The organism is Bradyrhizobium sp. MOS001 (assembly GCF_004634465.1).
Classification (GTDB): Bacteria; Pseudomonadota; Alphaproteobacteria; order Rhizobiales; family Xanthobacteraceae; genus Bradyrhizobium; species Bradyrhizobium barranii.
This window is the reverse complement of the sequence record NZ_SPVJ01000001.1, coordinates 88,801-115,123: the sequence shown is the minus strand read 5'-3', so window position 1 is coordinate 115,123 and position 26,323 is coordinate 88,801. Positions and strand designations below refer to the sequence as shown.

Below are 26,323 nucleotides of genomic sequence, written 5' to 3'. Positions count from 1 at the left end.
CCGCCAGACCTGGCGGCTTTTTTATTGCCGGCAGGTTCAAACAGACAGGAGCCCGCCGTGCTGAGCACGACCGACGATCTTCGTATCCGCGAACTGAAAGAGCTGAGCACGCCGGAAGAGGTGATGCGGGAAGTCCCGCGCACGCTCACCGCAACGCGTGTGGTGATGGCGGCGCGCAACGCCATCCATGCCATCCTCAACGGCCAGGACGACCGCCTGCTGGTCGTGGTCGGCCCCTGCTCGGTGCACGATCCCAAGGCCGCGCTCGAATATGCCGAGCGCCTCGCGAGCTTGCGCGAAGACCTTGCCGACCAGCTCGAGATCGTGATGCGAGTCTATTTCGAGAAGCCGCGCACCACCGTCGGCTGGAAGGGCCTGATCAACGATCCCGACCTGGACGGCAGCTTCGACATCAACAAGGGCCTGCGGCTGGCGCGCAACGTGCTGTCCGCGGTAAACAATCTCGGCCTGCCCGCCGGCGCGGAATTTCTGGACATGACGACGCCACAATACATTGCGGACCTCGTGTCCTGGGCCGCGATCGGCGCGCGCACGACCGAGAGCCAGATCCACCGCGAGCTGGCCTCGGGGCTGTCGTGCCCGGTCGGGTTCAAGAACGGCACCGATGGCAATGTGCGCATCGCGGCGGACGCGGTGAAGTCGGCCTCGCATCCGCATCATTTCATGGCGGTGACCAAGCTCGGCCGCTCGGCGATTGCCTCGACCGCGGGCAACGAGGACTGCCACATCATCCTGCGCGGCGGCAGCAAGCCGAACTACGACGCGGCAAGCGTCGCTGCGGCCTGCAACGATCTGGCCAAATCCGGCGTCGCGCCGCTGGTGATGGTGGATGCGAGCCACGCCAATTCGAGCAAGAAGCCGGAAAACCAGCCGCTGGTCATGGCCGACATCGCCGGCCAGATCTCAGGTGGCGAGAACCGTATCATGGGTGTGATGATCGAGAGCAATCTCGTTGCCGGCCGCCAGGACGTGGTGCCGGGCAAACCGCTGACCTACGGCCAGAGCATCACGGACGGATGCATCGACTGGGCGACCACGGCAACCGCGCTCGAGCAACTCGCTGACGCGGTCGAGATCCGGCGCAACACGAAGCGCGCGGGGCTGCACGAACGCTCGGCGTAAGGCCAAAGCCAACGCGGGCGGGGCGAGCTGTCGCGCCCTGCCCGCCGCTAGCCACAAGCTAACAGCCGCGGCAGATGCTCTTGATCTTCTTGTCGAGCGCCGCGTCTTCCTTATTCACGGGATTATTCGGATCGCTCAGATTCTTCTCGTTCGGCACATCGCCGGCGCGCGGCTGGCGATGACCGATGGGTGCCTGCGGCACTGATCCCGACGTGGCGCCGCCGGATGTCGACCCCTTGGAGCCGCTGGGCTGTGCAACCGCCGCTCCGCCAAGCAAGACCACGAGCGACGCTGCCACCACCATGATCTTCTTCATGTCCGTTCCTCCATTCTCAAACCCACGTTCTCTGCATCGCCGCTCACGTCTCGGGCGGATAGAGATGAACGTCGCCGCAATAATCCACGATACGATAGCGCGTTTCCGTCTCCGCTTCACGCGCGTCGGCTGCGGTATTTTGCACCGCCAACACATAATTCGGCCCCACCGGCGATTTGCCGGCGCCGCCGGGAATGTCGATGACATAGTCGGGCTGACACAGTCCTGACACCCGTCCGCGCAACTGCCGCATCAAATCCTGCCCCTGGGCCAGCGTCGTTCGCAAATGCACGGTGCCCGGCGCGAGATCGCCGTGATGCAGATAATAGGGCTTGATCCGGCATTCGACGAAAGCTCGCATCAAATCCGACAAAGCGGCAATGCTGTCGTTGACGCCGCGCAAAAGCACGGACTGGCTCACCATGGGAATTCCGGCATCGGCAAGCCGCGCGCAGGCCGCGCGCGCAGGCCCCGTCAACTCGCGCGCATGGTTGGCATGCACCGCGACCCAGGTGGTCGCGCCCTCGACCTTCAACGCAGCCACCATCTCGTCGCTGATCCGCGCGGGATCGGCTACCGGCACGCGGGTGTGAAGACGGATGATCTTGACGTGATCGATTCCCGCGAGATCGGCCATGATCTCGCTCATCCGGCGCGGCGACAGCATCAAGGGATCGCCGCCGGTCAGGATCACTTCCCAGATCTCGCTGTGCGAACGGATGTAATCGATCGCCGCGCGATATGCGCCGTCCGAGAGCGCGTTCTCCTTGCCGGGCCCGACCATTTCGCGGCGGAAGCAGAAGCGGCAATAGACCGCGCAGACGTGGACGAGCTTGAACAGCACGCGGTCGGGATAGCGATGGACGATGCCCGGAACCGGCGAGTGCGGATGATCGCCGATCGGATCGGCGCTCTCGCCTGGCTGCATCTCCAGTTCCGCGACGGTCGGAACGAATTGCCGCGCGATCGGATCGTCGGGATCGGACGTGTCGATCAGCTCGACCAGCGCCGGCGTGATCGCCACCGCATAGCGCGCGGCGACACGCTCGAGCGCGGGCAGCGCTTCGGCCGGTGCAAGCTGCGCGGCCACAAGTTCGGCCGGCTCACGCAGGGTGCGTGCAAGGTTGGTCTTCGTCATGTCTCACTTAACGTTTCATTTGCGGGCGGTGTCCACACCACCTGATCGATCCGCGCTGCGCCGCTCGCCAGCATCACCAGCCGGTCGAAGCCGAGCGCGACACCGCTCGCCTCCGGCATTTGGGCGACCGCGGCCAGAAAATCCTCGTCCAGCGGATAGGCCTCGCCATAGCGGCGCTGCTTCTCCGCCATCGACTCCGTGAAGCGCTTGCGCTGTTCCTCGGCGTCGGTCAACTCGCCAAAGCCGTTGGCGAGTTCGACGCCGCAGGCATAGACCTCGAACCGCTCGGCGACCCGCGGGTCATCGGCCTTCACCCGCGCCAGCGCCGCTTCTGGAGATGGGTATTCGAACAGAATGGTCAAACGCCCCTGCCCCAGATGCGGCTCGACATGCTCGACCAGGACCTTGCTGAAGATGTCGGACCAGGTGTCGTCCTCCGCCACCCGGACCTTGCCGCCGGCCGCCTGCGCGAGCGCGGCACGGTTACCCTCACCGCCCGAAATTGTCGACAGCAGGTCGATCCCTGCGAACCGCTCGAAGGCGCCGGCGACCGTCACCAGCTCCGGCTCCGCGAAGGGGTCCGCGGCCCGGCCGCGGAACGAGAAATTCCCGATCCCGGTCGCCTGCGCCGCGCGGGCGATGACCACGACGGTGTCCGCCATGATGGCGTCATAGGGGGCGCGAGCCCGATACCATTCCAGCATGGTGAATTCGGGCAGATGCAGGTCGCCGCGCTCGCGATCACGGAACACCCGTGCGAATTCGAAAATCCGCTCCTCGCCCGCCGCCAGCAGCTTCTTGCAGGCGAATTCCGGCGAGGTCCGCAAGTACCGGCTGGCACGGCTGCCATCGGGCCACATGATCTCGGTCCGGGGGGCGTGCAGATGGGTTTCGTTACCCGGGGAGACCTGGAGGACCGAGGTTTCGACCTCAAGGAACCCCTGCTCGGCGAAAAAGCCCCTGAGAGACCCGGTAATGGCCCCCCTGGCCTGGAGGAACGGCCGCCGGTCGAGGTGCCGCGAGGGCGACCAGAACGGCGAAATCGGCTTGTCCCCAACCATCAACCGGCCGCCCCGCAGGCCAGCAAAATGCTGGCATTCAACGACAAAATGCGTATGTTGCGGCCCGAAACGGGTGCCGCGGTCTGATTTGAGGCCCCAGGTCCCCCATCAATTTGACCACGTCCTGGCCGGAGCCGGGCCAAGCAAGCAGGAAATATAGCTTTGAGAGTCATCGCCAGTTCTATTCGCAAGGGCAACGTGATCGAGCAAGACGGCAAGCTTTATGTCGTTGTGACCGCCGAGAACATCCATCCCGGCAAGGGCACTCCGGTCAGCCAGATCGAAATGCGCCGAATCTCGGACGGGGTAAAGATCTCCGAGCGCTACAAGACCACCGACCAGGTCGAGAAGGCCACGATTGAAGAGCGCAACTTCACCTTCCTCTATGAAGATGGCGACGGCTTCCATTTCATGAACCCGGAAACCTATGACCAGGTCCAGGTGTCCAAGGACGTCATCGGCGATGCGGCCGCTTATCTCCAGGAGAGTATGACGGTCAAGCTGTCGACGCATGACGTCAACGTGGTGTCGATCGCGTTGCCGCAGCGCGTGACGCTGGAAGTGGTCGAGACCGAGCCCGTGACCAAGGGCCAGACCGCCTCCTCCTCCTACAAGCCCGCGGTGCTCTCCAACGGCCTGCGCACCACTGTGCCGCCGCACATCGCCGTCGGCACCCGTATCGTGGTGATGACCGAAGACGGCTCCTACTCCGAGCGCGCCAAGGACTAAGCGAGGAATCGGAGCAGGTGCCGCCGGGGGCCGAGACAGTGGTTGGGAAAAGTTTCCGCTTCGTCTCGCTGTTTCTGGCGGCGCTTTCGCTTCTCACCGCCACGCCGCTCGCTGCGGACGAAATCCGCAGCCCTTCGCTCACGGCGCTGCGCGTCGATTGGCGCGCAGCGCTCGACCAGCTCCGCACCGAGGTCAACAGCCGTCCCCCGATCGCGGGCGACTTCATCTTCGCGCCCCGCCGTTCGGTGCCACGCTACGATCCGCGCGCGATGCCTGCGCTGGTGCAGCTCAACGCGGTCTCATCGCAATTCTTCACCGGTATCGCCCGCAGCTCCGTGCCCGTGCTGCTGCCGTTCGATGCTGCCGCCTATCTCGAGGCGCAGCGCAATCGCGCGCCGGGGACACTCGCGCTCTCGCACTATCAGGCCGATTTCAATCCCGTCGACATGTTTGATGCCGGCCCCTCAGGTTACAGTGCCAGCTTCTCGCTCGAACCCGGTGCCGGCGACGGCCTGCCGAGCCGCGTCTACACAAGGCCGGTCGAGGTGCAGATCACGGGCTCGGCACTCGTTTACGACGTCGCCGATCCCGCCGGCGGCAAGGGCGAGCAGGTCAAGCCGCTTGCGGCAACCTATCCGGACCTGCGCAGGTTCATCCGGGAAGGCTATGTGCGCTACGCCTTCACCCGCTTCGGCGTTGCCTATGTCGTCTCCATCCAGTGCCTGGACAGCATCGCAAAGCCGCGGAGGCTCGCCTGCAAGGAAGCCTATCCGGTTGCCGAGCGCTTCCTGAAAGGGCTCCGCATCGCCGGCGGCCAGCGCATGCGGCCGCTGACGGACATGGCCTCCGGCATCATCGATCGTCCTTCAGCGCGGTCGCCGGATTTCACCTACCGACCGAGCGGCGATATCATCCCGAACACCGGCTATCGCAACAAGGCCGGCCATCCGGATGTGATGGCCTATGCGCAGATCCGTTTTCCGCTCGAAAAGGCGCCCGCCTTCGTGCGTTCGCAATCCTACGGCAAGCGCGACAAGAGCGACGGCCCGACGGCCTATCCCTGGCGCGACAATTTCTGCGAGTCCCGCAGTTTCGAGGTCTGGCAGTGCGGCGGCGGTTATGGCCACCAGGGCGAGGACATCCGCGCCGCCGAATGCCCACCGCCCGGCGAAGGCCACGAACCCTGCGATCGCAAGCAGCGCGGCGTCGTCGCGGTGCGCGACGCCATCGTGATCCGCGGCGCCAAGGATCAGGCCGCGACGCTCGAGGTCAACAGCCGCACCGAGCATATCCGCTTCCGCTATATGCACATGAACCCGCAGGCGCTGACCGCCGACGGCATGCTCAACGGCCGCATCGTCACCGAAGGCGAGAAGATCGGCGTGGTCTCCAACTATCTCGACCATCCCGCCGGCACATCGATGCATTTGCATTTCGACGTGCAGGTGTTTACCCGCGACGGCTGGATCTGGGTCAGTCCTTACGTCACGCTGGTCTCGGCCTATGAACGCCTGATCCACGCCCGCGGCCGCGAAGTCGGCCCCGAGATCGCCGGCACGCCGCAGCCGGTGGCGCATGCGTTGCCGGAGGACGTGATCAAGCCGGACCTGCGCGAGGGATCGAGCGGCGAGGAGAATTAAGGGGCGAGTTCGCTCATGCGGCCGCTACGGACTACTCCAACAGCGTCGTCAGCTGCGCGCCCTCGTCCGCCACGAATACCGCGATCAATTCCGCCGGCTCGGTCGTGCTGGCATTGGCCGAGACCAGATGCGTCGATCCCGGCGGCTCGAAGAAGGACTGGCCGACACCAAATGTCTCGACAGGACCGCCGCCAAGCTGGGAACGGATTTCACCCTTGGTGATGTAGGCGGTCACCGAACCCGCGTGACGATGCGGCCGCGAGAATCCGCCGGGACCGTAGAACACACGCACGATGGTGACGCGCTTGCCCGGGACGTTCGGTAGCGCGTAGGAGCCGATCGGCTCGACCTTGTCGAGCGGTGAGCTCTCCGCTGCGGTCGCGCAGAGCGGCGCCAACGCGCCGGATACGGCGTCCATCGTCACCGGCAACGCGTTGCCGATCGCAAGCGCGCAGGCGAGCCCGCCGACGACGGCCAGCGCCATCGAGCGCGATGGCACCGGACGCTGCGCATGGGTCAAACTCATTGCAGTCATGATAACCTCCCCTTGTTTTCTCGTTGTTGCAATCAAGATGCCGCGGCGCTCGCTGCGACCGGCCGCTTCGCCGGTGTCCAGCGATACGCGGCGCCAAAGCGGTTCCAGACGTTGATCGAGGCGACCGCCGAGGTCAGGTACATCAGCTCGGCCTCGGAGAATTCGCCGGAAGCGTCCGCATAGACCTCTTCACTGACGCCATCGGGCAGGAAGGTCAGCGCCTCCGCCCAGGCCAGCCCGGCCCGCTCGCGCGCGGAAAAGACCGGCGCCTCGCGCCAGACCGCAACCAGATTAAGCTTGTCCACGGGCACCCCGATCCGCTCCGACAACAGGACGTGGTGCTGCACGCAGAAGGCGCAGCCGTTGATCTGCGAGGCGCGCAGCTTGACCAGCTCGAGCAGCTGCTTGTCGAGGCCCGCCTTGGCCGCCACCTGGCCGAGCGCCAGCACCAGCTCATACGCATCGGGTGCGATCTTCTTGAAATCCTCGTACTCGCTGCGGGCGTGTGACATTGCCGTTCACCTCGTGTATTGTAAGACTACTTACATCTTATAAGAGCTCTTATATGACACGCAAGACCGCTGCCATCACGAAATCGAAGGCTTCGCGGAAGCCGGCCGCGCCTGCCGAAATCGCTGCCGTTCGCGTGCCTGCGCCCGGCGAAGGCAAGCGCGGTGAGCAAGGTTATCTCGGCTATCTGCTGCGACAAGCCCACGCCGCGGTCCGCCTGACGATGGAACGGACGCTCGCCGACCTCGGCGTGACGTCGCCGCAATTTGCCGTGCTGACCATGCTGAACGCCTATCCCGGCCTCTCCGGCGCCGACGTCGCCCGGCTCACGTTCCTGACCCCGCAGACGGTCGGCGTGATCATTCGCAACCTCGATCGCGACGGTGCGATCGTGATGACGCCTCATCCGGTCCACGGCCGGATCCAGCAATGGACGCTGACGCAGCGGGGAACGACGCTGTTGAAGGCTTGCAGGGAGCGCGTGATCGCGCTGGAGAAGCGCCTTGCCGCAAGTCTGGACGCCAAGGCAGAGACCGCGATCCGGCGCTGGCTCGCCGGCATTGCCGCCGATTTGCAGGAGGACTAACCGGCTCTAGTCGCCGCCGCCTCCGTCACCACCGCAGCCGCCGTCGCCTCCATCGGCATCCGAGAAATCGCTGACGGCGCCGTCGCCCTGGATGCCACGACCAAAGTTCTCGGCGATGATCATCAGGATCACGACAAACAGCCCGGCGCCGAACGGCCAGGGATTGGTACGGATGATGTCGAACAGCTCCCGCATGCGCGCATTCTGGGCAGACGGAAGCAAACCGACCGTAAAGCGACAGGCTTGAAATTGGGGATATCCGGGCAAGCCTAAGGACGCTCAGCCGCCCTTCAACGCTTTCTTAACCTCGCCGTCGGGCCAGGCATCGCCCGCCGCGCTCACGCGCACGCGGCTCTGATCGGCGGCATTCACCAGCACATGCGAACTCGTCCGATCACCGCTCGGCTCGAGACGCAGATCGGTTTCGGGCTTCCAGCTCAACGTGGTCGCGAGATCGCCGGGATAGATCCGCCATTGCGATCCGTCGTCGAGCTCGACGACGTGGCTTTCCGCATGTGCCCGTATCTTCATTCCACCCCGAATTCTTGATGAGCAGACTGCGTGTAGAAGGCGAGCCCCGGCGCTCGGCCGGGGCCCTGCTCCGTCAGTCGTTGTCGTGATGAAGCACGGTCTTGCTGCGATTGCCGAATTCATCTTCCTTCTTGATCACCGTGGTGCGGTTGGCAGGCTCGCGCTCCCTGATGACCGTAGTGCGGTTGCGATCGCGGTCCCGCTCACGATATTCGTGGGACTGTCCGACCGTCACGCCCGCACCGACCGGGCCGACGTGAACGCCGACTTCGTCAGCGAATGCAGGGGCGGCGATGGCCGTGACCATGGCGGCGGCAAACAGATATCTCTTCATCTTCGTCCTCCAGTGTATGCGGAGGGAATGCGGGACTGCGACACTTTGTTCCGGCGGAACGCGGCGCGACGGCCTGTTCCCGGTGTTCCAGGAACCGGCCCACAGCAGCCGTGTTTCCCGCTAGAATGGGTCCATGAAACAAGCTGATTCCTCGGCCAATCACAGCCGCCGCGCCCTGCTTCGATCCACGCTCGGCGCAGCCGCACTCATCACATTCCCCACGCAGCTTCTCGCCGCGCCTCCGGGCTTCGACGAATGGCGCGAGGGTTTTCGTGCGCGCGCCATGGCGAAGGGCATTTCGGCCGCGACCTGGCAACGCGCGATGGCGCGGGTCGAGCCCGACATGAGCGTGTTCAAGCAGATGCGCAACCAGCCCGAATTCCACGAGCAGGTCTGGCAATACATCAACCGCCGCGTCTCGGACTGGCGCATCATCAACGGCAAGATCGCACTGAAAAACAACGAGGCGCTGCTCGCGCGCATCGAGCGCGATTTCGGCGTCGAGCGCGGCACGCTGCTGGCGCTGTGGGGCGTGGAGTCCGCCTATGGCGATCCGCTGGTGCAACAAAACCACATGACGCCGGTATTCCCCTCGCTCGCCGCGCTCGCCTGGAACGAGCCGCGGCGAAAAGCCTATTGGGAGACCGAGCTGATCAACGCGCTGCGCATCGTCGACAAGGGCTGGAGCACGCCGGAGCAGATGCAGGGATCCTGGGCCGGCGCGATGGGGCACTCGCAATGGATGCCGGAGGTCTGGCTCAATGTCGGCATCGACTATGACGGCGACGGCAAGGTCTCGCCGTTCGGCAAGCCCGACGACGCGCTGGGCTCAACGGCAAAGTATCTGGTCAATCGCGGCAAGTGGCGCCGTGGCGAGCACTGGGGCTACGAGGTGCGCGCATCCGGCGAGGCGAGCGGCAACCGGACCTACGCGGCGTGGCAGGCGGCCGGCGTCACCCGCGCCGATGGCCAGCCGTTTCCGCAACCGAATGCATCCGCGCAGATGTGGACGCCGGTTGCGGGCGGGCCGACATTCCTGCTGGGACCGAATTTCTATTCGGTGAAGAGCTACAATCCCTCGATGAACTATGCGCTCGCAATCTGCCATCTGGGCGACCGCTGCCTCGGCGCGCCGCCCTTTATCCAGCCCTTCCCCGGCTCAGAGCGCGCGCTGACGCTCGCCGAGGTGCAGGAGATGCAGACGCGCCTGACCAAGGCCGGTTTCGACACCGGCGGCACCGACGGCCGCGTCGGCAACGACACCATGAAGGCGATCAAGGATTTTCAGCAGCGCGCGGGGATCACGCCCGCCGATGGTTATGGTGGGCTGAAGGTGCTGGCGAAGTTGCGGCAGGGATCGTAGGGCCCGCTCTCTCACTTTGTCGTTCCGGGGCGCGCCACTTGGCGCGAGCCCGTAATGACGGCGGTTGGGGTCAGTGCCGGTACTGCGGCTCTTCCGCGTCCAGCTGGCGGCGGATCGCGGCGAGATGCAATCGCGCGGATTCGGAATCGCCTTCGCGCATCTGCCTGTAGGTTTCCGCCGCGATCGCGGGATCGACCGGCAGCACCTTTCGTCCCGTCGACATCGCCAGCACCTGCACCTCGGCGGCGCGCTCGAGATAGTAGAGATCGTCCCAGGCCTCCGCGATGGTCGGCGCCAGCACCATCACGCCATGATGCTTCATGAAGACGATGTCGGCATCGCCGACAGCGGATGCGATCCTCGCGCCCTCGCGGTTGTCGAGTGCGAGGCCGTTGTAGTCGCGGTCCACCGCGGTGCGGCCGTAGAATTTCAGCGCGGTCTGGCCGGCCCAGATCAGGGGATCACCCTCGGTCATCGACAACGCCGTGGCGTAGGGCATGTGGGTGTGGAAGGCGACCTTCGCGCGCGGCAGGCGCTTGTGCATCTCGGCGTGGATGTAGAACGCGGTTGCCTCGGGCGCGCCCTCGCCGTCGAGCACGTTGCCGTGGAAATCGCAGATCAGGAGCTTTGACGCCGTCAGCTCGCGGAAGGCGTAGCCGTATGGATTGACCAGGAAGAGATCGTCATGGCCGGGCACCACGGCCGAGAAATGGTTGCAGATGCCCTCCTCAAAACCATTGCGCGCGGCCATGCGGAAGCAGGCCGCGAGGTCCTCGCGCGCGGTGCGGATCGCGTCGGTGGCGAGATCAGGCCGGTTCGAGCGGAACGGCGCAGGTGCGGATGAGGAGGATTGAAGGCTGTGCGCCATGGCGAAGGAAACCTCTTTCGGTCGGAAGAGGCCCGCGTTGTACAGGGCCGACGCCTCTGCGTCAGCCCCCGCCGGCGCCACCCTGCCCTTCGCGTCTTGCGCGGCGGCTTATTGCCGCCGCGGCACGCCGCCGGCGTTCATGCCGCCATCGATGACGAGCTCGCTGCCGGTGACGTAGCGCGACGCATCGGAGGCCAGATACAGCACGCCGGAGGCGATCTCCGCGGCCTGCCCGGCGCGACCGAGCGGCGTCGCGACCTTGGCCCGCTCCTCGGGGTCGATCGGGGCGTTCTGGCCGGCCCCCGTCGCCCCCGTCGGGATCTTGCCCCAGATCGGGGTGTCGATGATGCCGGGGTGCACGGAGTTGACACGAATGCCGTCGCCGGCCGCCGCACACTCCATCGCGATCGATTTGGCAAACAGCCGCACACCGCCTTTGGTCAGCGAATAGGCCGACAGGCCCGGCGCACCGCGCAAGCCCGCGAGCGAGGACATCATGACGATGGAGCCGCCGCCGGTCTTGCGCATCAGCGGCAGGCAATGCTTCACGGACAGAAACACGCCGTCGAGGTTGATCGCGTTCTGCTTGTGCCAGTCAGCGAGCGTCATATCGACGATCGAGGGTACCGCAATGCCGATGCCGGCATTGGAGACCATGATGTCGAGCCGGCCATAGCGCTTGGCGATCTCGGCGACGATCTCGATCCAGGGCTCCTCGCTGGTGACGTCCTGCTCCAGGAAGATCGCCTTGCCGCCGGCTTTGGTCACGCGCTTGGCGAGCTCGGGGCCGCGCAGCTCGTCGATATCGGTGACGACGACAGTGGCGCCTTCGCGGGCGAACAGCTCGACGATCGCCTCGCCAATACCCGACGCACCGCCCGTCACCAGCGCGACCTTGCCCTCAACCTGCCCTGCCATGTTCACTCCCATTTTTTGTTGTTTGAGCGGCTCATTTTTGACGCATGATCTCCGCGCAAACGCGTACCGCGTTTGTCGCGAGGGATCTTGCGTTATCTAATCACGGATGGCCCCTGATCCGGTAGCGCGACGTCGACGACGCGGAATTGCACGCGCTCGGCGCCCTGGTACCGGTCGACCGACAACGATCCCGCGACATGCAATTGCTGACCGCGATTGGCGAGAAGTGCATTGCCGAGCTTCTGGCCGACCGAACGGAACGCAATGCCGTTGACGATCGAGCCGTCGCCAGACTTGAAGCGTAGCCTCAAATGCGCCTGTCCGACCTCATCGGCATAGACGAGCTGATGCGATGGCAGCGCCAGCACGACCTCCGGATTGCCGCTGCCGAAGGGACCGGCGCGGTTGAGCGTGGTCGCAAGCTCCGTCGTCACGGCGCGCGCGGACACCGCGCCGTCGACATAGAGCTCGTTGACATGGCGCGCCTCGGCAACGTCCCGCGCCAGCGCATTTTCGAGATAGGCGCGGAATTCGGCGAGCTTCTCCTTCCGCAACGTTACGCCCGCGGCCATCGCGTGGCCGCCGCCCTTCAGCAAGATGCCGTCGGTCACCGCCTGCCGCACCGCCTTGCCGAGATCGACGCCGGCGATGGAGCGGCCCGAGCCGGTGCCGATGCCGCCGGGCTCCAGCGCAATCGCAAAGGCCGGCCGTGAAAACTTCTCCTTCAGGCGGGACGCGACTAGGCCGACCACGCCGGGATGCCAGCCTTCGGAGGCCGTGACGATGACGCCAATCTTGTCCTCTAGCCCGATCGAGGCCAGCGCCTCGGCTTCGGCCTGCGCTTCGGCCGCCTGCTCGATGACGCGGCGCTCGCTGTTGAGGCGATCGAGCTCGGCCGCAATCCGAGCCGCCTCGACGCTGTCGCCTTCGAGCAAGAGCCGCACGCCAAGGTCGGCGCGGCCGATGCGGCCGCCGGCATTGACGCGCGGCCCCAGCATGAAGCCGAGATGCCAGGCCTCCGGCGGGCCGTTGAGCCGCGCCACGTCCATCAGCGCGGTGTGGCCGACATGGTCGCGCCGCCGCATCGCGATCAGGCCTTTTGCGACGAAAGCACGATTGAGCCCGATCAGCGGCGCGACATCCGCAACAGTGCCGAGCGCGACGTGATGCAGCATGCCGAGGAGATCGGGCTCGGGCATCTCGCTCGTCCAGAAGCCGCGCTGGCGCAGCTCGCGGTTGACCGCGACCAGCGTCACCAGCACGAGGCCGACGGCGGCGAGATGGCCAAGGCCCGAGAGATCGTCGAGCCGGTTCGGATTGACCAGCGCATCGACCTCCGGCAGCTCCGTGCCGGCCTGGTGATGATCGATCACGACCACGGACATGCCGAGGCGCTTGGCTTCAGCGAGCGGCTCGATGCTGGTGGTGCCGCAATCGACGGTGACGAGCAGCGTGGCGCCCTTCGCGGCCAGCGCGCGGATCGCTTCAGTGTTCGGGCCGTAGCCTTCGAAAATCCGGTCGGGAATATGGATCAGCGGATCGAGCCCGCAATGGCGCAGATGCCAGGCGAGCAGCGCCGCCGAGGTCGCGCCGTCGACGTCGTAGTCGCCGAAGATCGCGACCTTCTCGCCGCGCATCGCTGCGTCCGCGATCCGCTTCGCGGCGGCCTCCATCTCGGTCACAGTGTACGGGTCCGGCAACAGCTTGCGGATGGTCGGATCCAGGAAGTCGCTGACGCCATCGATGTCGATGCCGCGGCCCGCCAGCACCCGTGCCAGCAACTCCGGCAGCTGGTGCCGCTGCACGATGGCGAGCGCCTTGGCAGCCCCGCGCGCATCCAGCCGGTCGAGCCAGAGCTTGTCGGTGAGCGAGCGCGCGACGCCCAGAAACGCCTGGGGCACTTCGACGGGCAAGGCGGTTGCGGGCGGCGTCATGAGTCGAGACTGGCTTGAGGAACCCGGGAATCGAACCGGGCGTTGCGGCGATCGGCCGACAATGACGATTGACCTGGAATCCCCCGGGATTTGCAATGTCCACGCCGCACAAAGCGGTGGATTGCCGCTTTGCTGCGCGGACTGACTATCATTTGGGCATTCCGTGGAACAGCAAATTAAGCAGGCGTTAGGCGGAATCTTCGAAAAAGACTCGTATTCGATCTGTAATTAGTTGTTCCGGGTTCGTTGCAGATCAGGCCTCATTGCCAAGGGAAGCTCCCCGATGTCTGCTGCGCTGGGTCTGAAAGCCAAGCCGATCGCCACCGAACCCGCTGATGACGATTCCGATATCTCCGCACTGATCAATCGCCTGACCGCGGAGGTCAACCAGATCGCAGTCGACAAGACCAAGGCGATTCAGCAGATCACCAACCAGATGAAGATGCTGGCGCTGAACGCGCTGATCGAGAGCTCGCGCGCCGGCGCGCAGGGCGCCGGCTTCGCGGTGGTGGCGCAGGAGGTGCGCGGCGTCGGCCAGCAGGTCGAAACCATCGCGCGCGAGCTCGAAACCCAGCTGACGAAGCGCACCGGCGATCTCGTTGCCTCGATCGACCGCATGAGCCAGCGCTCGCGCGGCGAGCGCATGGTCGACCTGTCGCTCAACGCCATCGAGCTGATCGATCGCAATCTCTATGAACGCACCTGCGACGTGCGCTGGTGGGCGACCGATTCCGCCGTGGTCGATTGCGCGGCCTCGCCCAACGCTGCTGCCGTCTCCCATGCCTCGCAGCGCCTCGGCGTGATCCTCGGCGCCTACACCGTCTATCTCGACCTCTGGCTCTGCGACCTCGACGGCAATGTCATCGCCAACGGCCGCGCCGACCGCTTTCGCGTCGTCGGCCAGAACGTCGCCCACACAAAGTGGTTTCGCGAGGCGCGAACCTTGCGCTCCGGCGACGACTATGTCGCCGGTGACGTCGAGAACCAGCCGCTGCTCGGCAATGCCCAGGTCGCGACCTATTGTGCCAGCGTCCGCGCCGGCGGCCAGGCCAACGGCGCGCCGATCGGCGTGCTCGCCATCCATTTCGACTGGGAGGCGCAGGCCCGCGCCATCGTGCAGGGCGTGCGCGTCGGCGACGGCGACAAGGCGCGCGTGCTGCTGGTCGACTCCAATCTGCGTGTCATCGCAGCTTCCGACGGCCAGGGTATTTTGAGCGAGCGCATCGCGATCTCGCTGAACGGCCAGCGGTCCGGCTTCTATCACGACCGCACGGGCGCGCTGGTCGCGTTCCATGCGACCCCGGGCTACGAGACCTATCGCGGCCTCGGCTGGTACGGCGTGATCGTCTGCGGGGCGTGACGACATCATCGCGTGATCTGTGAGCGCGGCAGCGTGACCGTCGAACGATGGTCGCGCCGTGATGCGGAGTGACTTGCAGCCTATCCGAGATAGCCAGACACTCCGTCCCACAACAGCTTCAACGCCGTCACGGCCAGCAAGCCATGGCACGCCCGGTAGATGTGCCGCTGGTCCAGCTTTCCGTGCAGCCGCCAGCCGAGCCAGACGCCGCTGGGAATGGCAAAGAGGCACGCCGCCATCACGATCCAGACGTTGCCCGCCGGCCGCACCAGCAACAGCCAAGGCACCGCCTTGATCGCGTTGCCGACGGTGAAGAACAGGCTCGTCGTTCCCGTGTAGACCTCCTTGCTGAGGCCAAGCGGCAGGAGGTACATCGCCAACGGCGGTCCGCCGGAATGCGCGACCATGGTCGTGACACCCGAGGCAAGACCAGCAGCAACCGCCTTCGGCGAGGAGCGCGGACGAATGACCACCTTCGGATCACTCACGAGCCATATGCCCACGAAGCTCAACGTCACGACCGCCATCACGATCGCCACGGCGCGATGGTCCAATACACGGAACAAGAGATAGCCGAGGGCAATGCCGATCACGAGCCCGGGCAACAGCACCACCAGGTCTGGCTTCGACCATGTCGAGGGCTTCCAGTAGCGCAGCGCGAACAGGTCCATGGCGAGGAAGAGCGGCGCGAGCAGGCCGCCCGCCGTGACAGGATCCATCACGCACGACAGCAACGGAATGCCTACGATGGAGAAGCCGCCGCCGAATGCGCCCTTCATGAAGCAGATCAGGAAGACGCCGGAAAAGGCGATGATCACCGTGGCGGCCGTCAAATCCATCTGCGCATCTCCATGACCGGCACGCTCGCGCCTCGGCGCACGTCACGCCGAAACATCGCGGGCGAGACTCGGCTCAGGTCGCCGTGACTTCGTCATCGGTTGCTGTTGGGCCGGCATCGGTCGACGTCGCTTGCGAGGTCCGAGGCGGCTCGGCCTTCCGCTGGAAAAAGAGACCGGGCAGCACTGAAGGCAGGCCAAAGGTCATTCCGAGGAATGCCAGAAACACATCAAGATAACTCACGCTCATTCTGTTGCTCCGCTTTGTCGGGCGCGACCACCTCTCGGTGCATTTGAGGGTCGATGTGCTGCAATATGAACCGGTACAAATATCAGTACAATAAGAACATTGCTCTCGGTGCAATTTCGTCGCCTCCGCACGAGCAGAGCAGACGCAGCAAACCCTTTGCGTTGGACTTCGATCCGACTACGGCGGGCGCGGCGCCCACCCCGTCGCAATGAGACTTCTGAGCATTTTCCGGCAAGGCAGGCCGGTTACAGGCAAGAGCTTGCCGCATTGCTCGGCTACGCTGCGCTTCGCATCACGTTGGGCGGACGTGACGTGATCGGCCCACGGACCTGGATCACTCACGCTCGCCCCATGCCGAGGAGATATGCCATGAAGATCGTCGTGATCGGCGGGACCGGATTGATCGGATCCAAGCTCGTGACGAAGTTGAAACAACACGGCCACGAGGCCGTTGCAGCCTCGCCGAAATCAGGCGTGAACGCCGTGACCGGGGAAGGCCTCGCAGCAGCGCTGGCTGGCGCGGATGTCGTCGTCGACGTTGCCAACGCGCCGTCCTGGGAGCCCGCCGCCGTGCTCGATTTCTTCCAGCGCTCGAGCACTAACCTCGTCGCGGCAGAGGCGGCCGCGGGCGTGAAGCATCACGTGGCGCTGTCGATCGTGGGGACCGAACGGTCGCCCGACAATTCCTATTTTCGGGCCAAGCTCGCCCAGGAGACCATCATCAAATCCTCGTCGGTCCCCTACTCCATCGTTCGTGCCACCCAGTTCTTCGAATTCCTCGGCGCCATTGCTGAAACGGCTGTGGTCGAAGGAAAGATCGTCGTCCCGTCCGCACTGTTTCAGCCGATCGCCGCCGAAGACGTCGCTGATCGCCTCGCAGAGGTTGCCATGGGCCGGCCGCTCAACGGCACCATCGATATCGCAGGACCCGAGAAGGCCCCCTTCAATGAATTCATTGCGCGGCGCCTGAAGGCGTCCGGCGACGCCCGACCGGTGGTGGGAGACCCGAAGGCACCGTACTACGGCGCCCCCATCGACGACACATCGCTGAACCCGCTCGGCGAGGCGCGGCTCGGAAAAACGCCGCTCGCAACGTGGCTCGCAAGGCTCTGAGGATCCGCCAGACCTTCCATCACGACAACCACTGCAATGAAGGAAATCCCATGCGCAGATTGCTGATCGCAACGGCGGTTTATGCCGCATCAGTCTTGACGGGCCATGCGGCCGAACCGGCACCTCTGGCCAAAGTGACGGTCGTGTTCGACCAGGCGCTGCCGAACGTCCCGGGCAAGAGCATGAAGGGCGTGCTGGTCGAGTATGGTCCCGGAGGCTCCTCGCCGGCCCACATGCATCCGCGCTCCGCATTCATCTATGCGACCATCCTGGAAGGAGCGATCCGCAGTCAGGTCAATGACGAGCCCGCCAAGGTCTATCGCAAAGGAGAGAATTTCTTCGAAAAGCCCGGCGACCGTCACGCCATAAGCGCGAATGCCAGCGATACCGAACCTGCGAAGCTGCTGGCCGTCTTCGTCGTGGATTCAGCAGACAAGGAGCTGGTCACGCCGATCACGAAGTAGCGCCGGCTCGTCACGCAGCGCGGCGCGCGGCCATCTCCGCGGCGAGCAGCAACGCGGCGCGGCTGGCGCCGATCGACGCGATGCCTTGCCCCGCGATGTCGTAGGCCGTGCCGTGCGCGGGCGTGCAGATCGGGAATGGGAAGCCACCGAAGGTCTGCCAGGGTCTCGAGGCGCTCGCCGGCGAGCTCGCCTGCGAGCGCATCAGCGACGCCGGGATCGGCGAAATCGCCGCCGCACATGACGACATGGTCCGGCATTATCGCGAGGGCGATCTGATCCAGTATTATCGTGGCAACCGCGCCATTCACGAGGCCATCGTCGCCGCAGCCGAAAATCCCGCGCTGACCGGGCTCTATGCTTCCGTGACCGCGCGCATTCGCCGCGCGCGTTATGTCACGCCGATGACACCGCAGCGCTGGGCGTTCGCCGTGAAGGAGCACGAGGCGATCCTGAACGCGCTGCAGCGGCGCGATGGCGCCGGCCTCTCCCACATCCTGCGTGCGCATCTGCGCCACAAGCGCGAAGAGGTTTTGCAGGCGGGCTTTGCCGAGACGGAAGGAAACGACCTCGCGCTGCGGATCGCATGAGGCGGCCGTGCCCGGCGAGCACTCGTTCGCCCCATTCCGCGTCTGGCCTTCGCGCCGCTTCGCTGCGATAACCGCCTCGAAGATCGGTCATAAGATCAGGCGACGCCGCAATGAACAAACCACTGCTGCCCTCTGACCCCGTCGCGCGTGCGACCTCCAACAGCACGGGAAGCGCACCGCAAGGCGGCTTTGCCGATCTCGTTCCCGAACTCGGCGTTTCCAGCATTCAAGCCAGCCTGCCGTTCTGGCGCGACTTGCTCGGCTTCGAGCTCGCCTATGATCGCCCCGATGCGCGATTTGCGTATCTCGTCAGGGGGCGTTTGCAGGTGATGCTCTGCGAATTGAATGGACGCTGGGAGACGGCCGAGATGCAGCGGCCATTCGGACGCGGCGTCAATTTCCAGATGGTCGTCGATCGCATTGATCCCATGCTGAGGGCTCTCGGCGATGCCAAATGGCCGCTCTACGAGCAGCCGAACGAAGCCTGGTATCGGGTCGGCGACCAGGAATTCGGCCAGCGCGAATTCCTCGTCCAGGATCCGGACGGTTACCTCGTGCGCTTCGTCGAACGCCTGGGCATGCGCACGCCATCCTGACGCAAAGATTCGTCCAGTCCTGCCGCATCGCGCAATCAGGAGACACTATCGCGACGGTGCACGCTGCCCGGACCATTGAACTGATGCACGCTCTCTGTCGTGTGGGGTAAACGCTGCATTCGGCTCACGAGCCGAACTTGCTCAATTTCGCATTCGCCCGATTATCCTTGCGACCCTCTGTCAGCTGACGTGGTCGCGCGTTAGACGTGAAGCTCCCCCGCTTCACGCTCCGCGAGCACCTCGGCTCGCCGTTGCGCAGCCAACGGAGACCATCTCATGACCAAACCAAGCATCGTTTTCGCGCACGGCCTCTGGGCTGACGGATCGTGCTTCGGCAAGCTGATCCCGGCGCTGCAAGCCGAAGGCCACGAGGTCCTGGCGAGCCAGCACGGGCTCGATTCACTCGCAACCGACGTCGCCTGCGTGACGGCGTGCTTTGGCCGTGTTCCCGGACCCGTGGTCCTCGTCGGCCACTCCTATGGCGGCACACTGATCACGCATGCCGGAACCGATCCGCGGGTCACCGCGCTGGTCTACATCGCGGCGCTCGCGCCCGCTGCCGACGAAACTTCGCAGAGCCAGATTGCAAAATTTCCGACGACGCAGGTGTTCGGCCACATCGACGCGCCGGCGGGCCGTGTCTGGCTCAAGCCAAGCGGCCTGACGCACTTTGCCGGCGACCTGCCCGAAGCCGAGCAAAAGCTGGTCTACGCAACGCAAGGGGCGCCGGTTGCGGATCTCCTGACCCAAAAGGTCGATGGCACAGCGTGGACCTCGAAGCCGAGCTGGTACATCCTCGCCAGCAAGGACCAGACGGTTCACCCCGATCTGCAACACTTCGTCTCGAAGCGCATGAACGCCACCGTGACCGAAGTGCCTTCGTCCCACGTCCCCATGCTGTCGAAGCCGGATGTGGTGCTGGATGTGATCCGAAAGGCTGCGAATGCGGTCACAGCGAAGTAGCATCAGCTGACATACCATACCGAACCAATGCAGATGACGTTGTCATTCTTCAGATCAGGTCCGGGCGGCGCGAGACCGCCCGGACCTTTTGTCCATCGCGAAAACGCCATGACGATTTCTGCTTTTTCTAATATCGATTAATCCGATTGTAACAGCGCATATTATTCGTTTGCCAAAATCCTCCTTCTGCGTAGCCTGATCCCGCGCCATCGCCCGGCTGCCCGTAAAGGCCGCCCCCGAGAACAGCGAGGCACCGGAGGATTGGATGACGACGACGCTCGACGCATCGGGAATGCCTGCACGTTCGCTGCTGCCCTTCCTCGATCGCGAGCACACGATCGCAAGGCCGGGCTACAGCCGATGGATGGTGTCGCCCGCGGCGCTTTGCGTGCATTTGTGCATCGGGCAGGCCTACGCCTTCAGCGTCTTCAACCTGCCGATGACCAAGCTGATCGGCGTCACCCAATCGGCACCCGGCGACTGGAAGCTCACCGAGCTCGGCTGGATTTTCTCCATCGCGATGGTGTTCCTCGGACTGTCGGCCGCAGTGTTCGGACGCTGGGTCGAGGAAGGCGGCCCGCGCAAGGCGATGTTCACTGCCGGCGTTGCCTGGGCGAGCGCATTCCTGATCTCGGCCCTCGGCGTCTATCTCCACAATCTCTGGATCATCTATCTCGGCTACGGCGTGATCGGCGGCTGCGCGCTCGGCATCGGCTACATCTCCCCGGTTTCGACGCTCATGAAGTGGTTTCCCGACCGACCGGGCATGGCCACCGGCATGGCGATCATGGGCTTTGGCGGCGGCGCGCTGATCGCTTCCCCCCTCTCCGTATGGCTGATGAGCAAGTTTGCGACCACGAGCGACGTCGGCGTGCTCGGTGCCTTCATCACGCTCGGCTGTGTCTACTTCGTCTTCATGATGGTCGGCTCCGCCATCGTGCGCGTGCCGGCGCAGGGCTGGAAGCCGGAGGGTTATGTGCCGCCTGCGGCCGCCACCAGGCTGATGACCAGGAACGACGTGTTCGTCTACCAGGCGATCAAGACGCCGCAGTTCTGGCTGATCTGGATCGTGCTGTTCTGCAACACCACGGCCGGCATCGGCGTGCTCGGCCAAGCCTCAGCGATGAGCCAGGAGATGTTCCCCGGCCACATCACCGCGGTGGCGGCCGCAGGTCTCGTCGGCCTGATGAGCCTGTTCAACATGGGCGGGCGTTTCAGCTGGGCCTCGCTATCCGACTTCATCGGACGCAAGAACACCTATTTCGTCTACATGGTGCTCGGAATCGCCCTCTACGTGACCGTGCCCTATGCCGGCGCGAGCGGCAATGTCGTGCTGTTCGTGCTGTGCTTCCTGATCATCGTCAGCATGTATGGCGGCGCCTTTTCCACCGTGCCGGCCTATCTGCGCGACATGTTCGGCACGCGCTATGTCGGCGCCATCCACGGCATCCTGTTGACGGCCTGGTCGATGGCCGGAATCGCCGGGCCTGTGCTGATCAACTACATCCGCGAATACAACGTCACGCACGGCGTGCCGAAGGCGCAGGCCTACAACACGACCATGTACATCATGGCCGGACTGCTCGTGGTCGGCTTCCTCGCCAATCTCTGCGTCCGTGCCGTCGACAAGCGTCATCACATGAAAGGCGAGGACAGTTCAGGTCTCGAGGCGGCGCGTGCTGCCTGACGTTCGGACGAACACAAGGAGGCGACCATGACCACGACATTACGGACCGAAGCGTCATTCTCCCAATCGCTGCTGAGCTGGATCGCCTGGAGGGCATCCCGGACGATGGCGGCGATGCGGCCGGTGCATCGTGCCACCGAGATCGCGGCTGCAGCCGCGGCGAGCAACAATCCCTCGGGGGCCTGACATCATGCAGACCGCTCAGACGGCAAAGACCACCCCGCTGCAATTGGCGCTGGCCTGGAGCTTTGCGGGCATCCCCCTGCTCGCGGGCGTGATCCAGACCCTGCTCAACGTCATGAAGCTGTTTCAGTAGGCGGCGAATGCGTCCCACGAGCAAGCGTGCGCCGCTTCTCAGAGGTGCGCGACAGTTGATAACCGACGAAGGCTTCACGATCACCGTGCTGGCCGCGGTGATCGCCGCTGCAATTCTCACCATCGGCTTCGACGCGACTGCGGACATCGTCGTCGCGACGCTCGCACTTGGCGCGGTGACGGCGCTCGCCGAGACCCGCCTGCACCGGCGCGGATAGATCCAGTCAAACGAGCCGTCAGCGGCGCCTGCGCGCGCCACGCGCCGGCGTTTCCGTCACGCGCCGGGTCTGCTCGGCGGCGAGGTCGCGCATGATCGCTATCGCGCTCTGCACATGGTCGTCGGGCTGGTCGACCGAATAGACGACATAGGCCGGCATCGAGAATTTCGGCGCTCCCACCACCAGGTGCAGCCGCCGCGCCTTCAGCAGCGGCTCGACGATCCGGTGCGCAAAATAGCCGGAGCCGCCGTTGGCGAGGACGTGCTGCAGCCCGAGCCAGCCGATGTTGGCGGTCAGCGCAGGCCCCGCGAAATTGGGAAAGACGGCACTGTGCCGGGCGTAGAATTCGGGCCCCCAGTCGACATAGACGTAGCCCTCCTGCGGCTCCGGATCGCTCCTGGGATTGGTCGACACCAGCACGAGCTGCTCCTCGATCAGCAACTCGACCTTGAGGCCGGGGCGGCTTTGCGGGGTGTACATCACGCCGATGTCGATGCGTCCCTCGACCAGCCCCTGCATCAGTTCGGGCTCAAGGGCACTCTCGGCCCGGATCGAGATCTGCGGATTGGCCTCCTGCATGCGCGGCACCCAAAGCAGCAGGAACTCCTCCCACAGGCCGATGCGGCCGCCGAGCACCAGCACCCCGCTAAAGCCCTTGGGGAGGCCGACGTCATGGCGGGCCTGCTCGACAGTGCGAACAAGCGTCGAGGCATGGCGCTGAAATTGCCGCCCCGCCACCGTAAGCGTCGCGCCTGCCTTGTTGCGCACGAACAGCGTGCAGCCGAGCAGCTCCTCGAGCGAGTGGATCCGCGTGCTGACGGTGGACTGGCTGACGTGAAGCCGGTCGGCGGCGGTGATGAAATTGCCGGTGGCAACCACCGTCAGGAATGTACGCGCGAGCTCGGTATCCAGGGGCGCACCTCACACATCGACATTGTCGATATGAAAGGCGCTGTCTTGAAGGATGTCAAACAGAAGCGATGCCGCTCAGCAGCCGAGCTTGTCGGCGACCCCGCCAAAATCCTTGGCGACGATGTCCCAATTGCCGGTCGCCTCGAAGTCGACCTTCTGAAGCGGACCGTATTCGGTCGGCCGCGCCACGAACGCGGTCTTCAGCCCGTTCTTCTGCGCGGCGGCGAGATCGCCGTTGTGGGCGGCGACCATCATCACCTGCTCCGGCTTGAGGCCGAGCAGGCGCGCGGCGCCGAGATAGGTCTCGGGATCGGGCTTGTAGTGCTCGAACAGCTCGGCCGACATGATGAGGTCCCACGGCAGGCCTGCGAACTTCGCCATGTTGGTGAGCAGCGCGACATTGCCGTTCGACAGCGGCGAGATCACGAATTTCGACTTCAGCCGTGTGAGGCCCGCGACACTGTCGGGCCAGGGATGCAGACGGTGCCAGCCCTTGGTGATGTAGTCGAGGTCGGCCTCGGTCAAACCCTTGATCGCGAACTTCTCGACCAGCTTGTCCAGCGAGCGGCGGTGCAGGACGTCGAGGATGACATAGCCACGTTCGGGGTGCTTGCGCACGTCATCCATGGCGGCCGTGTACATGCCGCGCCAGCCGTCGACCAAAGCGGTCCAGTCGGCGGAGATGCCGCGGCCCTTGCCCCACCACGTGAGGTCGGTGATCAGGCTGGTGCGCCAGTCCACGACGGTGCCGAACACGTCGAAGACCAGGGCTTTGACGGAGGAGAGATCGGACATGTGCGCTTCCTCTTTTGTTGTTCTTGTCATTCCGGGGGGCGCGTCAGCACCAACCCGGAATCCAGAAGTTATGGCGCGAGATTCCGGTTTCTCCGGGCCGCGCGCTTTGCGCGGTCCCGTCGCGCCGGAATGACGAAGCGCGTCAGCCCAGGTAAAACTTCTCCAACTGCCGGTGCTCGGCCTTGATGTAACGCACGGTGCCGGTGACGGAGCGCATCACGACCGTCTCGGTCTCGATCACGCCGTCCTTGCGGAACTTGACGCCCGACAGCAACGAGCCCGTGGTGACGCCGGTGGCAGCGAACAGGCAGTCGCCGCGCGCCATGTCCTCGATGCCGTAGATCATCTTGGGATCGTTGACGCCCATCTTGGCGGCGCGCTCGCGCTTCTCGTCGGAATCCAGGATCAGGCGGCACTGCATCTGGCCACCGATGCAGCGCAGCGCCACGGCCGCGAGCACGCCTTCCGGCGCGCCGCCGGTGCCGAGATACATGTCGACGCCGGTGTTATCGGGGTCGGCGCAGTGGATTACGCCGGCCACGTCGCCGTCGGTGATGAGGCGGACGGCGGCACCGGTCGAGCGCACGCTCTCGATGATGCTGGCATGGCGCGGGCGGTCGAGCACGAGAACGGTGATGCCTTCCGGCTGGACACCCTTGGCCTTGGCGAGGCGGCGGACGTTGTCGGCGGGCGAGGCATCAATTTCGACAACACCCTTGTCGTAGCCGGGACCGATCGCGAGCTTCTCCATGTAGACGTCAGGAGCGTGCAGCAGCGTGCCGCCGTCGGCCATCGCCATGGTGGCAATCGAGCCCGGCATGTTCTTGGCGCACAGCGTGGTGCCTTCGAGCGGGTCGACCGCGATGTCGACCTGCGGGCCGGCGTTCATGCCAACCTTCTCGCCGATGAACAGCATCGGCGCCTCGTCGCGCTCGCCCTCGCCGATCACGATGGTGCCCTCGATCGGCAGCTTGTTGAGCTCGCGCCGCATGGCGTCCACCGCGGCCTGGTCGGCCGCCTTCTCATTGCCGTGCCCGCGCAGCCGCGCCGAAGACACCGCCGCCCGCTCCGTCACCCGCACGATCTCCAGCGTGAGGATGCGCTCGAGCAACGCGTGCGGCGGGACTGAAATATGGGTCGACATCGGCTAACTCCTTCGGAACAGTTTTGGACGGAAATCTCCGCCCGCATCAACTCGTAACACCCACAGTTCGTTCGAACCGTGTCCTATTGTTTGAGCATGACCTTTCCGGAAAACCTCTTCACACTTTTCCGGGTCATGCTCAGTTCTTCTCGATCCGGATCACCTGTGGCCGTCCGCTGATCACCTTGTCCTTCTGCACGGCCGCGAGCGCGCGTCGCACGGCGTCCTCATGCGTCGCATAGGTGATCAGGATGACGGGCACGGGCACCGCCTTGCCGTTCGCCGGCGCAGCGCCGCCATTGGGATGACGCTGCACGATCGACTCGATCGAAATCTTCTGCTCCGCGAGCCGGGTCGCGATCGCGGCCGCAGTGCCCGGGAAGTCGCGCGCCAGCAGGCGGATATAGTAGCCGCCCTCGTGCCGCTCCATCGGCGCTTTCTTGGTGTCGCGCAGATGCGAGATCGGCCGGCCGAACGGATTGGCGCGGATGCCGCGCGCAACGTCGGCGATGTCGGCGACGACGGCGGATGCGGTCGCAGCACCGCCGGCGCCGGGGCCGACCAGCGTGATCGGAGGGATGCCCTCGCCATCGATCGTGACCGCATTGGTGACACCCATCACCTGCGCGATCGAGGAGGATTTTGGAACCATGGTCGGATGTACGCGCTGCTCGATGCCCTTGGCGGTGCGAACGGCAACACCGAGCAGCTTGAGCCGGTAACCGAGATCGTCGGCCGCGCGCAGATCTTCCGGCGCGATGGATGAGATACCTTCGACATACACCGCGCTTTGAGCAACTTTCGTGCCGAAAGCGAGGCTGGCGAGAATGGCAAGTTTTTGCGCCGTGTCGTGGCCATCGACGTCGAAGGACGGATTGGCCTCGGCGTAGCCGAGCCGCTGCGCATCCTTGAGACATTCGGCGAAGGACAGGCCCTCCTGCTCCATCCGCGTCAGGATGTAATTGCAGGTGCCGTTGAGGATGCCGTAGACGCGGGTGACGCCGGTTCCGGCAAGCCCTTCGCGTAACGTTTTGATGACAGGGATCGCGGCGCCGACCGCTGCCTCGAAATTCAGCGCGCCGCCGTGCTTTTCGGCGGCCTTGGCAAGCTTCAGGCCGTGCTTAGCGAGCAGCGCCTTGTTGGCGGTGACGACCGACTTGCCCGCATTCAGTGCCGCTTCGACCGCAGAGAGAGCGGGATCACCGGCGCCGCCCATCAGCTCGACGAAGCAGTCGATGCCGGGATGCGTGGCCAGTGCCATGGGGTCCCTGACCCATTCGACGCCACGCAGATCGACGCCGCGCTTCTTCGCCTTCGAGCGCGCGGTGACGGCGACGACGCGAATGCCGCGGCCGCTGCGGCCCGCGAGCACGCGGGCCTGGGTCTCGATCAAACGGACAACTTCGGCGCCCACGGTGCCGAGCCCCGCTATGCCCACTTTCAGGGGTGCAACCATGATGCCTTAGAAAACCTGCCG

32 protein-coding genes and 1 pseudogene are annotated in these 26,323 nt (G+C 65.0%); 15 read left to right on the top strand and 18 right to left on the bottom strand.

Features of this window, described 5'->3' with window-relative positions; genetic code table 11:
- Positions 1-57 precede the first annotated feature (57 nt).
- Positions 58-1,143, top strand: a complete 1,086-nt coding sequence (locus CT676_RS00530; RefSeq protein WP_135213543.1) for a 3-deoxy-7-phosphoheptulonate synthase — start codon at positions 58-60, stop codon at positions 1,141-1,143.
- A gap of 58 nt (positions 1,144-1,201) precedes the next feature.
- Here the strand turns inward: CT676_RS00530 and CT676_RS00525 are convergent, their stop codons facing one another.
- The 3 genes from CT676_RS00525 to epmA are packed head-to-tail and all read right to left on the bottom strand — an operon-like array spanning position 1,202 to position 3,658.
- Positions 1,202-1,459 (bottom strand): hypothetical protein, encoded by a 258-nt coding sequence (locus tag CT676_RS00525; RefSeq protein ID WP_085401231.1) that lies wholly within the window; start codon positions 1,457-1,459, stop codon positions 1,202-1,204.
- Positions 1,460-1,502: 43 nt separating this feature from the next.
- The gene (locus CT676_RS00520; RefSeq protein WP_135213542.1) at positions 1,503-2,597 is read right to left on the bottom strand and encodes a lysine-2,3-aminomutase-like protein; all 1,095 of its coding nucleotides are present in this window, start codon (positions 2,595-2,597) and stop codon (positions 1,503-1,505) included.
- Positions 2,594-3,658 (bottom strand): EF-P lysine aminoacylase EpmA, encoded by a 1,065-nt coding sequence (gene epmA / locus CT676_RS00515; protein WP_135213541.1) that lies wholly within the window; start codon positions 3,656-3,658, stop codon positions 2,594-2,596. Before epmA ends, CT676_RS00520 begins: the two co-directional genes overlap by 4 nt.
- 162 nt (positions 3,659-3,820) lie before the next feature.
- On the opposite strand from epmA, the gene efp reads away from it, so the two are divergent.
- Both efp and CT676_RS00505 read left to right on the top strand, forming a co-directional pair.
- Positions 3,821-4,387: an elongation factor P gene (efp, locus tag CT676_RS00510; RefSeq protein WP_063983478.1), complete on the top strand. Its 567-nt coding sequence runs from the start codon at positions 3,821-3,823 to the stop codon at positions 4,385-4,387.
- Between the two features lie 17 nt (positions 4,388-4,404).
- A complete protein-coding gene (locus tag CT676_RS00505) occupies positions 4,405-6,027 on the top strand; it encodes a M23 family peptidase (RefSeq protein ID WP_135213540.1) in 1,623 nt (540 codons plus the stop codon).
- Positions 6,028-6,058: 31 nt separating this feature from the next.
- Here the strand turns inward: CT676_RS00505 and CT676_RS00500 are convergent, their stop codons facing one another.
- Complete coding sequence (locus tag CT676_RS00500) at positions 6,059-6,562, bottom strand: cupin domain-containing protein (RefSeq protein ID WP_135213539.1); 504 nt, start codon at positions 6,560-6,562, stop codon at positions 6,059-6,061.
- Between the two features lie 32 nt (positions 6,563-6,594).
- Positions 6,595-7,074 carry a carboxymuconolactone decarboxylase family protein gene (locus CT676_RS00495; protein WP_135213538.1) on the bottom strand — a complete coding sequence of 160 codons (480 nt, stop codon included), beginning with the start codon at positions 7,072-7,074 and terminating at the stop codon, positions 6,595-6,597.
- Positions 7,075-7,127: 53 nt separating this feature from the next.
- On the opposite strand from CT676_RS00495, the gene CT676_RS00490 reads away from it, so the two are divergent.
- Positions 7,128-7,658, top strand: a complete 531-nt coding sequence (locus CT676_RS00490; protein WP_135213537.1) for a MarR family transcriptional regulator — start codon at positions 7,128-7,130, stop codon at positions 7,656-7,658.
- Positions 7,659-7,664: 6 nt separating this feature from the next.
- Here the strand turns inward: CT676_RS00490 and CT676_RS00485 are convergent, their stop codons facing one another.
- The 3 genes from CT676_RS00485 to CT676_RS00475 all read right to left on the bottom strand — a co-directional run bounded on the left by CT676_RS00485 (position 7,665) and on the right by CT676_RS00475 (position 8,523).
- Positions 7,665-7,853, bottom strand: a complete 189-nt coding sequence (locus tag CT676_RS00485; protein ID WP_135213536.1) for a hypothetical protein — start codon at positions 7,851-7,853, stop codon at positions 7,665-7,667.
- 84 nt (positions 7,854-7,937) lie between these two features.
- Complete coding sequence (locus CT676_RS00480; RefSeq protein ID WP_028161293.1) at positions 7,938-8,189, bottom strand: hypothetical protein; 252 nt, start codon at positions 8,187-8,189, stop codon at positions 7,938-7,940.
- Positions 8,190-8,262: 73 nt separating this feature from the next.
- On the bottom strand, positions 8,263-8,523 hold the full coding sequence (locus CT676_RS00475; protein WP_135213535.1) for a hypothetical protein: 261 nt from the start codon (positions 8,521-8,523) through the stop codon (positions 8,263-8,265).
- 133 nt (positions 8,524-8,656) lie between these two features.
- Between CT676_RS00475 and CT676_RS00470 the strand changes: the two genes are divergently transcribed.
- A complete protein-coding gene (locus CT676_RS00470; RefSeq protein ID WP_135213534.1) occupies positions 8,657-9,886 on the top strand; it encodes a lytic murein transglycosylase in 1,230 nt (409 codons plus the stop codon).
- A gap of 70 nt (positions 9,887-9,956) precedes the next feature.
- Here the strand turns inward: CT676_RS00470 and CT676_RS00465 are convergent, their stop codons facing one another.
- The 3 genes from CT676_RS00465 to recJ all read right to left on the bottom strand — a co-directional run bounded on the left by CT676_RS00465 (position 9,957) and on the right by recJ (position 13,606).
- Complete coding sequence (locus CT676_RS00465) at positions 9,957-10,754, bottom strand: aldolase (protein ID WP_071914263.1); 798 nt, start codon at positions 10,752-10,754, stop codon at positions 9,957-9,959.
- Between the two features lie 108 nt (positions 10,755-10,862).
- Positions 10,863-11,672 carry a glucose 1-dehydrogenase gene (locus tag CT676_RS00460; RefSeq protein WP_071917473.1) on the bottom strand — a complete coding sequence of 270 codons (810 nt, stop codon included), beginning with the start codon at positions 11,670-11,672 and terminating at the stop codon, positions 10,863-10,865.
- A 92-nt stretch (positions 11,673-11,764) separates the two neighbouring features.
- On the bottom strand, positions 11,765-13,606 hold the full coding sequence (recJ, locus tag CT676_RS00455; protein WP_071914265.1) for a single-stranded-DNA-specific exonuclease RecJ: 1,842 nt from the start codon (positions 13,604-13,606) through the stop codon (positions 11,765-11,767).
- Between the two features lie 283 nt (positions 13,607-13,889).
- On the opposite strand from recJ, the gene CT676_RS00450 reads away from it, so the two are divergent.
- A complete protein-coding gene (locus CT676_RS00450) occupies positions 13,890-14,966 on the top strand; it encodes a methyl-accepting chemotaxis protein (RefSeq protein ID WP_135213532.1) in 1,077 nt (358 codons plus the stop codon).
- Positions 14,967-15,046: 80 nt separating this feature from the next.
- Here CT676_RS00450 and CT676_RS00445 read toward each other — a convergent pair whose 3' ends face one another.
- Both CT676_RS00445 and CT676_RS43780 read right to left on the bottom strand, forming a co-directional pair.
- Entirely contained in the window at positions 15,047-15,805 is a 759-nt protein-coding gene (locus tag CT676_RS00445) for a sulfite exporter TauE/SafE family protein (protein WP_135213531.1), read from the bottom strand.
- A gap of 73 nt (positions 15,806-15,878) precedes the next feature.
- Positions 15,879-16,052: a hypothetical protein gene (locus tag CT676_RS43780; protein WP_167767884.1), complete on the bottom strand. Its 174-nt coding sequence runs from the start codon at positions 16,050-16,052 to the stop codon at positions 15,879-15,881.
- Between the two features lie 369 nt (positions 16,053-16,421).
- Between CT676_RS43780 and CT676_RS00440 the strand changes: the two genes are divergently transcribed.
- Together CT676_RS00440 and CT676_RS00435 are read left to right on the top strand one after the other, a co-directional pair.
- Complete coding sequence (locus CT676_RS00440) at positions 16,422-17,165, top strand: SDR family oxidoreductase (protein ID WP_028161286.1); 744 nt, start codon at positions 16,422-16,424, stop codon at positions 17,163-17,165.
- 50 nt (positions 17,166-17,215) lie between these two features.
- Positions 17,216-17,629: a cupin domain-containing protein gene (locus CT676_RS00435; protein ID WP_071914269.1), complete on the top strand. Its 414-nt coding sequence runs from the start codon at positions 17,216-17,218 to the stop codon at positions 17,627-17,629.
- Positions 17,630-17,639: 10 nt separating this feature from the next.
- Here the strand turns inward: CT676_RS00435 and CT676_RS00430 are convergent.
- Positions 17,640-17,777, bottom strand: a pseudogene (locus tag CT676_RS00430) (4-hydroxythreonine-4-phosphate dehydrogenase PdxA); the annotation flags it as partial.
- Here CT676_RS00430 and CT676_RS00425 point away from each other — a divergent pair.
- The 7 genes from CT676_RS00425 to CT676_RS00405 all read left to right on the top strand — a co-directional run bounded on the left by CT676_RS00425 (position 17,737) and on the right by CT676_RS00405 (position 21,995).
- The gene (locus CT676_RS00425) at positions 17,737-18,216 is read left to right on the top strand and encodes an FCD domain-containing protein (RefSeq protein ID WP_343287523.1); all 480 of its coding nucleotides are present in this window, start codon (positions 17,737-17,739) and stop codon (positions 18,214-18,216) included. The pseudogene CT676_RS00430 and the gene CT676_RS00425 overlap by 41 nt on opposite strands.
- 110 nt (positions 18,217-18,326) lie before the next feature.
- A complete protein-coding gene (locus CT676_RS00420; protein WP_135213530.1) occupies positions 18,327-18,812 on the top strand; it encodes a VOC family protein in 486 nt (161 codons plus the stop codon).
- A 276-nt stretch (positions 18,813-19,088) separates the two neighbouring features.
- Positions 19,089-19,775: an alpha/beta hydrolase gene (locus CT676_RS00415; protein WP_135213529.1), complete on the top strand. Its 687-nt coding sequence runs from the start codon at positions 19,089-19,091 to the stop codon at positions 19,773-19,775.
- Positions 19,776-20,040: 265 nt separating this feature from the next.
- Positions 20,041-21,462, top strand: a complete 1,422-nt coding sequence (locus tag CT676_RS00410) for an OFA family MFS transporter (protein ID WP_135213528.1) — start codon at positions 20,041-20,043, stop codon at positions 21,460-21,462.
- A 27-nt stretch (positions 21,463-21,489) separates the two neighbouring features.
- Complete coding sequence (locus CT676_RS43775; protein WP_167767883.1) at positions 21,490-21,648, top strand: hypothetical protein; 159 nt, start codon at positions 21,490-21,492, stop codon at positions 21,646-21,648.
- A gap of 4 nt (positions 21,649-21,652) precedes the next feature.
- On the top strand, positions 21,653-21,778 hold the full coding sequence (locus tag CT676_RS46005; protein WP_275552071.1) for a hypothetical protein: 126 nt from the start codon (positions 21,653-21,655) through the stop codon (positions 21,776-21,778).
- Between the two features lie 55 nt (positions 21,779-21,833).
- The gene (locus CT676_RS00405; protein ID WP_244623017.1) at positions 21,834-21,995 is read left to right on the top strand and encodes a hypothetical protein; all 162 of its coding nucleotides are present in this window, start codon (positions 21,834-21,836) and stop codon (positions 21,993-21,995) included.
- An 18-nt stretch (positions 21,996-22,013) separates the two neighbouring features.
- On the opposite strand, the gene CT676_RS00400 is transcribed toward CT676_RS00405, so the two are convergent.
- From CT676_RS00400 to CT676_RS00385, 4 genes are all read right to left on the bottom strand, one after another.
- A complete protein-coding gene (locus CT676_RS00400) occupies positions 22,014-22,907 on the bottom strand; it encodes a LysR family transcriptional regulator (RefSeq protein ID WP_135213526.1) in 894 nt (297 codons plus the stop codon).
- Positions 22,908-22,982: 75 nt separating this feature from the next.
- Positions 22,983-23,702: a haloacid dehalogenase type II gene (locus CT676_RS00395; RefSeq protein ID WP_135213525.1), complete on the bottom strand. Its 720-nt coding sequence runs from the start codon at positions 23,700-23,702 to the stop codon at positions 22,983-22,985.
- 142 nt (positions 23,703-23,844) lie between these two features.
- The gene (glpX, locus tag CT676_RS00390) at positions 23,845-24,846 is read right to left on the bottom strand and encodes a class II fructose-bisphosphatase (protein ID WP_063983497.1); all 1,002 of its coding nucleotides are present in this window, start codon (positions 24,844-24,846) and stop codon (positions 23,845-23,847) included.
- 139 nt (positions 24,847-24,985) lie between these two features.
- On the bottom strand, positions 24,986-26,302 hold the full coding sequence (locus CT676_RS00385; RefSeq protein ID WP_135213524.1) for a homoserine dehydrogenase: 1,317 nt from the start codon (positions 26,300-26,302) through the stop codon (positions 24,986-24,988).
- Positions 26,303-26,323 lie beyond the last annotated feature (21 nt).

Excerpts from the sequence above, each read along its gene's own strand:
- CT676_RS00525 (WP_085401231.1), bottom strand. The coding sequence starts at position 1,459 with ATGAAGAAGATCATGGTGGTGGCAGCGTCGCTCGTGGTCTTGCTTGGC.
- CT676_RS43780 (WP_167767884.1), bottom strand. The coding sequence starts at position 16,052 with ATGAGCGTGAGTTATCTTGATGTGTTTCTGGCATTCCTCGGAATGACC.
- CT676_RS00410 (WP_135213528.1), top strand. The coding sequence starts at position 20,041 with ATGACGACGACGCTCGACGCATCGGGAATGCCTGCACGTTCGCTGCTG.
- CT676_RS00460 (WP_071917473.1), bottom strand. The coding sequence starts at position 11,672 with ATGGCAGGGCAGGTTGAGGGCAAGGTCGCGCTGGTGACGGGCGGTGCG.
- CT676_RS00435 (WP_071914269.1), top strand. The coding sequence starts at position 17,216 with ATGCGCAGATTGCTGATCGCAACGGCGGTTTATGCCGCATCAGTCTTG.
- CT676_RS00450 (WP_135213532.1), top strand. The coding sequence starts at position 13,890 with ATGTCTGCTGCGCTGGGTCTGAAAGCCAAGCCGATCGCCACCGAACCC.
- recJ (WP_071914265.1), bottom strand. The coding sequence starts at position 13,606 with ATGACGCCGCCCGCAACCGCCTTGCCCGTCGAAGTGCCCCAGGCGTTT.
- CT676_RS00490 (WP_135213537.1), top strand. The coding sequence starts at position 7,128 with ATGACACGCAAGACCGCTGCCATCACGAAATCGAAGGCTTCGCGGAAG.
- epmA (WP_135213541.1), bottom strand. The coding sequence starts at position 3,658 with ATGGTTGGGGACAAGCCGATTTCGCCGTTCTGGTCGCCCTCGCGGCAC.
- glpX (WP_063983497.1), bottom strand. The coding sequence starts at position 24,846 with ATGTCGACCCATATTTCAGTCCCGCCGCACGCGTTGCTCGAGCGCATC.
- CT676_RS00440 (WP_028161286.1), top strand. The coding sequence starts at position 16,422 with ATGAAGATCGTCGTGATCGGCGGGACCGGATTGATCGGATCCAAGCTC.
- CT676_RS00475 (WP_135213535.1), bottom strand. The coding sequence starts at position 8,523 with ATGAAGAGATATCTGTTTGCCGCCGCCATGGTCACGGCCATCGCCGCC.
- CT676_RS00485 (WP_135213536.1), bottom strand. The coding sequence starts at position 7,853 with ATGCGGGAGCTGTTCGACATCATCCGTACCAATCCCTGGCCGTTCGGC.
- CT676_RS46005 (WP_275552071.1), top strand. The coding sequence starts at position 21,653 with ATGCAGACCGCTCAGACGGCAAAGACCACCCCGCTGCAATTGGCGCTG.
- CT676_RS00480 (WP_028161293.1), bottom strand. The coding sequence starts at position 8,189 with ATGAAGATACGGGCACATGCGGAAAGCCACGTCGTCGAGCTCGACGAC.
- CT676_RS00470 (WP_135213534.1), top strand. The coding sequence starts at position 8,657 with ATGAAACAAGCTGATTCCTCGGCCAATCACAGCCGCCGCGCCCTGCTT.
- CT676_RS00520 (WP_135213542.1), bottom strand. The coding sequence starts at position 2,597 with ATGACGAAGACCAACCTTGCACGCACCCTGCGTGAGCCGGCCGAACTT.
- CT676_RS43775 (WP_167767883.1), top strand. The coding sequence starts at position 21,490 with ATGACCACGACATTACGGACCGAAGCGTCATTCTCCCAATCGCTGCTG.
- CT676_RS00495 (WP_135213538.1), bottom strand. The coding sequence starts at position 7,074 with ATGTCACACGCCCGCAGCGAGTACGAGGATTTCAAGAAGATCGCACCC.
- CT676_RS00445 (WP_135213531.1), bottom strand. The coding sequence starts at position 15,805 with ATGGATTTGACGGCCGCCACGGTGATCATCGCCTTTTCCGGCGTCTTC.
- CT676_RS00385 (WP_135213524.1), bottom strand. The coding sequence starts at position 26,302 with ATGGTTGCACCCCTGAAAGTGGGCATAGCGGGGCTCGGCACCGTGGGC.
- CT676_RS00415 (WP_135213529.1), top strand. The coding sequence starts at position 19,089 with ATGACCAAACCAAGCATCGTTTTCGCGCACGGCCTCTGGGCTGACGGA.
- CT676_RS00420 (WP_135213530.1), top strand. The coding sequence starts at position 18,327 with ATGAACAAACCACTGCTGCCCTCTGACCCCGTCGCGCGTGCGACCTCC.
- CT676_RS00465 (WP_071914263.1), bottom strand. The coding sequence starts at position 10,754 with ATGGCGCACAGCCTTCAATCCTCCTCATCCGCACCTGCGCCGTTCCGC.
- CT676_RS00500 (WP_135213539.1), bottom strand. The coding sequence starts at position 6,562 with ATGACTGCAATGAGTTTGACCCATGCGCAGCGTCCGGTGCCATCGCGC.
- CT676_RS00395 (WP_135213525.1), bottom strand. The coding sequence starts at position 23,702 with ATGTCCGATCTCTCCTCCGTCAAAGCCCTGGTCTTCGACGTGTTCGGC.